Source organism: Streptomyces aurantiacus JA 4570 (assembly GCF_000414115.1).
Classification (GTDB): domain Bacteria; phylum Actinomycetota; class Actinomycetes; order Streptomycetales; family Streptomycetaceae; genus Streptomyces; species Streptomyces aurantiacus_A.
The window spans coordinates 1-5,564 of the sequence record NZ_AOPZ01000341.1; the positions used below are offsets into that span (position 1 = coordinate 1).

The 5,564-nt window shown below is 67.8% G+C and carries 4 protein-coding genes and 1 pseudogene; all 5 read left to right on the top strand.

Annotated features, from left to right (window positions below):
* The first annotated feature begins 211 nt into the window (after window positions 1–211).
* Complete coding sequence (locus tag STRAU_RS28935; RefSeq protein WP_016643967.1) at window positions 212–988, top strand: enhanced serine sensitivity protein SseB C-terminal domain-containing protein; 777 nt, start codon at window positions 212–214, stop codon at window positions 986–988.
* 403 nt (window positions 989–1,391) lie between these two features.
* The gene (locus tag STRAU_RS28940; protein WP_037662607.1) at window positions 1,392–2,396 is read left to right on the top strand and encodes an ABC transporter permease; all 1,005 of its coding nucleotides are present in this window, start codon (window positions 1,392–1,394) and stop codon (window positions 2,394–2,396) included.
* A 99-nt stretch (window positions 2,397–2,495) separates the two neighbouring features.
* Window positions 2,496–4,268 carry an ABC transporter substrate-binding protein gene (locus tag STRAU_RS28945; protein WP_016643969.1) on the top strand — a complete coding sequence of 591 codons (1,773 nt, stop codon included), beginning with the start codon at window positions 2,496–2,498 and terminating at the stop codon, window positions 4,266–4,268.
* A gap of 164 nt (window positions 4,269–4,432) precedes the next feature.
* Window positions 4,433–5,434: an ABC transporter permease gene (locus STRAU_RS28950; protein WP_016643970.1), complete on the top strand. Its 1,002-nt coding sequence runs from the start codon at window positions 4,433–4,435 to the stop codon at window positions 5,432–5,434.
* A pseudogene (locus STRAU_RS43990) lies at window positions 5,431–5,564 on the top strand (ABC transporter ATP-binding protein); the annotation flags it as partial. The gene STRAU_RS28950 and the pseudogene STRAU_RS43990, both read left to right, overlap by 4 nt.

Consider the following 5,564-nt stretch of genomic DNA (forward strand, 5'->3'; position numbering starts at 1 on the left):
CGGGTGGGAGAAGCCACCGCGCAGCGGTGGCGGGGGGTTGCCGCGCGCGGGGGCGCGAGGCCCGGCAGCAACCGGGACGCTTTCGGGACGCGAGCCCCGATCAAGGCGCCCCCGCCAGAAGTAAGCTGGGAACCCGACCACGTCGACACAGCCGTGCGGGCAGGTCGGGTACGTGGATACGTCGGGGTTCGTCGCAAAGGGGCGGTTACGGGTGAGTGCGTCGGGCACGGCCGCAGCGGGACAGGTCGAGCACATGCTGCGCCAGGTGACCCCCGGTCGCTATGACGCGTACGAGGCGCTCCTGCACGCCCTCGCCGACGGCCGCGTCTGGATGCTGCTCTGGCACGGCCAGGCCGGTTCTCCCGACGCGCAGTACGGAAACATGGAGGTCGAGGGCCTGGGCTACGCCCCTTGTGTGACCTCCGCCCAGGAGCTCTCGGCCAGTGGCTGGAACCGCGGGTACGAAGTGATCGGCGGCGCCGACGCGGCCCGCGCCCTGTACCCCGACCACTACGGCCTGTGGCTCAACCCGCACGCCCCGGGCGGCGGCGTCGGCGTCCCCTGGCTGGACCTGCGCCGCATCGCGAGCGGCCTCGACGTGCAGCCCGCGGGCCCGCTGCGGCTGACCGACCCGGCCATCGAACTCCCCCAGTTCTACGCCCTGCTGACCCAGAACGCGCACCGCACCCCGGCGGTCCGCTCGCTGCGCCGCGCCTGGGTCCAGCCCGCCCTCGGCGCTCCGTACCTGGCCATCGGCCTGGACGTGTACGACACCTCGCCCGGCTCCGTCGACACGGTCCGCGCGATGATGCAGCAGTCCATCGGTGCGGTTCCCGAGGGCCTGCCGGTCTCCACCGTCGCGATGGCCGACCCGCACGACCCGGTGGCGATGTGGCTGCGCGCCAACGCCCGCCCGTTCTACGACCGCGACCCGCAGGCGGCCCCCGCCCCCGCCGCAGGCGGATACGGCTATCCCGCACCGTACTGAAAAAAATCCCGCAAAACCCCCTAAATCCCCACCGTACCGATCCGGACATCGTCCGGTCGGCGTCCGGTCGGCGTCCGGAAATCACCCTTCGTCACCGGGCTGATCAGCACTGACGTGCACGATGTCCGCTAACGGGGCGCGAGCGACGGTATGGACACCTGTGGTGCCTTGCCCCCCAACTGCCCCGTGTTCGCCCGGCGTTCAGCCTCGTCCGGATAACGGAACACCTCGATCAGCATCACGGTTGCGCATCCATTCCCCGACAAGTCTGGTAACAGATCACGACCCCGTTGAAGACTCCCGCTCACAAGGGGCCTTCGCCCCTGTGTACGACGGACTGATCACGTCGCTACAGCGGCAAGTGCGGGCCGGTCACCGCCGGTTGAGAGGGGTCCCTGCCACGATGACGGCGCCATTGCATGACACACCTGCGGACGCGAAACCCACTGAGGACGTCGCTCCCGCAGCCGGTGCAGGGGTGAAGAAGGTCGAGGGGCGGTCCCTCAAGCAGATCGCCTGGAACCGGCTGAAGCGGGACAAGGTCGCGCTGGCCGGTGGCATCACCGTGCTGGTCCTGGTCCTGGTCGCCGTCTTCGCGCCCCTGATCGTGAGCGTCCTCGGCCACCCGCCGAACGACTTCCACCAGGACAAGCTGGACCCGCTGACCAACCTGCCCACGGGCTCGCTCGGCGGCGTGAGCGGCGACTTCCTGTTCGGCGTCGAGCCGAACAAGGGCCGCGACGTGTTCAGCCGGATCGTCTACGGCGCACGCATCTCGCTGCTCGTGGCGTTCCTCGCGGCGATCGTCGCCGTGGTCCTCGGCACGCTCTTCGGGATCATCGCCGGCTACTTCGGCGGCTGGGTGGACGCCCTGATCAGCCGCGTGATGGACGTGCTGCTCTCGTTCCCGCAGCTGCTCTTCATCATCTCCCTGATCTCGGTGCTCCCCGACGACCTGATGGGTCTGGAGGGGACGAGCGTGCGCGTCGCGATCCTCGTCCTTGTGATCGGCTTCTTCGGCTGGCCGTACATCGGACGCATCGTGCGCGGCCAGACGCTCTCGCTCCGCGAGCGCGAGTACGTCGAGGCGGCCAAGAGCCTCGGCGGCGGCCGCCGCCACATCCTCTTCAAGGAACTGCTGCCCAACCTGGTCGCCCCCATCACCGTCTACGCGACGCTGATGATCCCGACCAACATCCTGACCGAGGCCGCCCTGAGCTTCCTCGGCGCCGGTGTCAAGCCGCCGACCGCCTCCTGGGGAGGCATGCTGCGCGACGCCCTCGAAACGTACGAGCACGACCCGATGTTCATGGTCTTCCCGGGTGTGACGATCTTCATCACGGTGCTCGCCTTCAACCTCTTCGGGGACGGACTGCGCGACGCGCTCGACCCCAAGGGAACCCGCTAGCAGTCCAACTGACTTGCCCCTGCCGCTGGTCAGGTGGCTCATTCCATGGTTCTCGGCAGCGATAGGCCAGGGACCGCGAATCTCGGAGGTTGCGAGAAAATGCCCAGAGTTTCCCCGAAACGACGGCTCACCGCTGGTGCGGCCCTCGTCGTCGCGGCACTGGTCACCACCACGGCGTGCGGCGGTGGCGACGACGACAACGGCGGCGGGAAGGGTGCGGGTTACAACGCCGCCCTGAACAAGGTCGCCAACCCGTCCAAGAAGGCCGGCGGCACGCTGCGCATGGTCGGCAAGCAGGACCTCGACTCGGCCGACCCGCAGCGCGCCTACTACGGCATGTCCTGGGACTTCATGCGGTTCTACACCCGGCAGCTGGTGTCGTACGACACCAAGCCGGGCAAGGCCGGCACCAAGCTGGTCCCGGACCTCGCCGAGTCCACCGCGAAGATCTCGAAGGACGGCAAGACCTACACGTACAAGCTGCGTGACGGCGTCACCTGGGAGGACGGCTCGCCGCTGACCTCCAAGGACGTCAAGTACGGCATCGAGCGCCTGTGGGCGACCGACACCATCACCGGTGGCCCTGGCTACATCCGCCAGACGCTCGACCCCAAGGGCGAGTACAAGGGCCCGTACAAGGACACGTCCAAGGACAAGCTGGGTCTGAAGGCGATCGAGACGCCCGACGACAAGACCATCGTCTTCAAACTGCCCAAGCGCAACGGTGACTTCGAGCAGTTCCTGGCGATGCCGGCCGGCTCCCCGGTGAAGGCGGCCAAGGACACCAAGGCCAAGTACACCTCGCGGCCGTTCTCCTCGGGCCCGTACAAGTTCCAGTCGTACAAGCCCGGCAAGAAGATCGTCCTGGTCCGCAACGACAAGTGGAAGAAGGACTCGGACCCGATCCGCCCGGCCCTGCCGGACAAGGTCGACGTGACGATCTCCGCCAACCTGGAGGAGAACGACAAGCGCCTGATGAGCGGCGACTACGACGTCGACCTCAACGGCACGGGCATGACCCAGTCCGGCCGTGTCACCGCGGTGCAGAAGCACAAGGCGAACGTCGACAACATGCACACGTCCTTCGTGCGCTATGTCGCGCTGATCCACACGGCCAAGCCGTTCGACAACGTGCACTGCCGCAAGGCCGTCTTCTACGGCACGGACTTCGCGGGCCTGCAGCAGACCCGCGGCGGCAAGCTCGCGGCCGGTGACATCGCCAACAGCACCCTGCCGAAGGCGGTCCCGGGCTCCAGCGACTACGACCCGTACGGCGTCCTGGAGCGCAAGGGCAAGCCGGACATCGCCAAGGCCAAGGACGAGCTGAAGCAGTGCGGCAAGCCGGGCGGCTTCAGCGCCAAGCTCACCGCCCGCAACAACAACCCGGGCGAGGTCGACACCGCCGAGGCCCTGCAGGCCCAGCTCAAGAAGGTCGGCATCAACGTCTCCGTCGAGCAGCTCGACGGCGCCGACTCGGCCAGCATCACCGGTTCGCCGTCCGTCGTGAAGAAGCGCGGCTACAGCATGCAGATGAGCGGCTGGGGTCCGGACTTCCCGACCGGCCAGGGCTACGCGCAGCCGCTGTTCGACAGCCGCTTCCTCGTCGAGAACGGCAACTACAACGAGTCCCAGATCAAGGACAAGAAGATCGACGCCATGTTCGACGACGCGATCGCCCAGACCGACCTGAACAAGGCCGCGGAGATCTACAAGAAGATCGACAAGCGCATCCTCGACCAGGCCGACTGGATGCCGTTCCTGTACGAGAAGAACATCACCTGGCGCGGCGAGCGGCTGACGAACGCCTACATGTCCGACGCCTACAACGGCCGGTACGACTACGTCTCGCTCGGCGTCAACGACAAGAAGTAACGCCGGAGAGCCGCCGCGGCGGGCGTGAATCCCGCCGCGGCGACCGTCCTCGACCGACCGCCACACCGCCGCCGAATCCCGCCAGTCCGAAGGGCAGGTGATGGCCCCGGGCGGTGGCCAGGGCCCCTCACAAGGGGGACCGGGCCACCGCCGGGCCGCGCACAGTGCTTGCTTATCTCATCCGGCGCCTGATCGCCGTCATCATCATGGTGCTGGTCGTACTGCTCGCGACCTTCACCGTCTTCTACATGCTGCCCAAGTGGGCGGGACAGGACATCGCCGTCCTCTTCGCAGGGAAGCAGGCCGGAGCCGAGCAGCTCGAAGGCATCCGGACCAAACTCGGCCTCGACGACCCGCTGATCATCCAGTTCTGGGACTTCATCAAGGGCATCCCGATGGGCCGGGACTACGCCAACGGCAGCGATGTCACGCACTGCCCGGCGCCCTGCTTCGGCTACTCCTTCCGTACCGAGGCCCCTGTCTGGGAGACCCTCAAGGACGCCCTGCCCGTGACCGGCGCGCTCGCCGCCGGCGCCTGTGTGCTGTGGCTGGGCGCCGGTGTTCTCACCGGTGTCGTCTCCGCGCTCAAGCGGGGCACGGTGTGGGACCGCGCCGCGATGACCACCGCCCTCGGCGGCGTCTCGCTCCCCGTCTTCTTCACCGGCATGATCGCGATGGGCATCTTCGTCCACAACCTGGGCTGGGTGGAGATCGCCGACAGCCTCAGTACGGACGACTCCGTCGACGTCTGGATCCAGACGCTGATCCTGCCGTGGATCGTGCTCGCCTTCCTGAACGCCGCGATGTACGCCCGCCTCACCCGCGCCACCATGCTGGAAGTGCTCGGCGAGGACTACATCCGCACCGCGCGCGCCAAGGGCCTCGGCGAGCCCGCCGTCATCCGCAGACACGCGCTGCGCTCCGCGATGACGCCGATCCTCACCGTCTTCGGACTCGACCTCGGCGTGCTCATGGGCGGTGCCGTGCTCACCGAGTCCACCTTCAACCTTCCGGGCCTCGGTCTCGAAGCGGTCAGGGCCATCAGCAGCAAGGACCTGCCCGTGATCCTCGGCGTCACTTTGTGCGCGGCCCTCGCGATCGCCGTCGCCAACCTCGTCGTGGACCTTCTGTACGCCGTCATCGACCCGCGAGTGAGGCTGGGATGACCGAACTGTCCAAGAGCGGAGCCGCTCCCGAGAGCACCTCCGCGTCCAAGTCCGGGGCAGCCGTCGGCGAAGTGGTCTCCGGCTCGCCCGCTCCCACCGCCTTCCTCGAGGTGCGCGATCTGAAGGTGCA

Bases quoted from the DNA above. Each gene is read 5' to 3' on its own strand.
- STRAU_RS28940 (WP_037662607.1), top strand. From the start codon at position 1,392: ATGACGGCGCCATTGCATGACACACCTGCGGACGCGAAACCCACTGAG.
- STRAU_RS28945 (WP_016643969.1), top strand. From the start codon at position 2,496: ATGCCCAGAGTTTCCCCGAAACGACGGCTCACCGCTGGTGCGGCCCTC.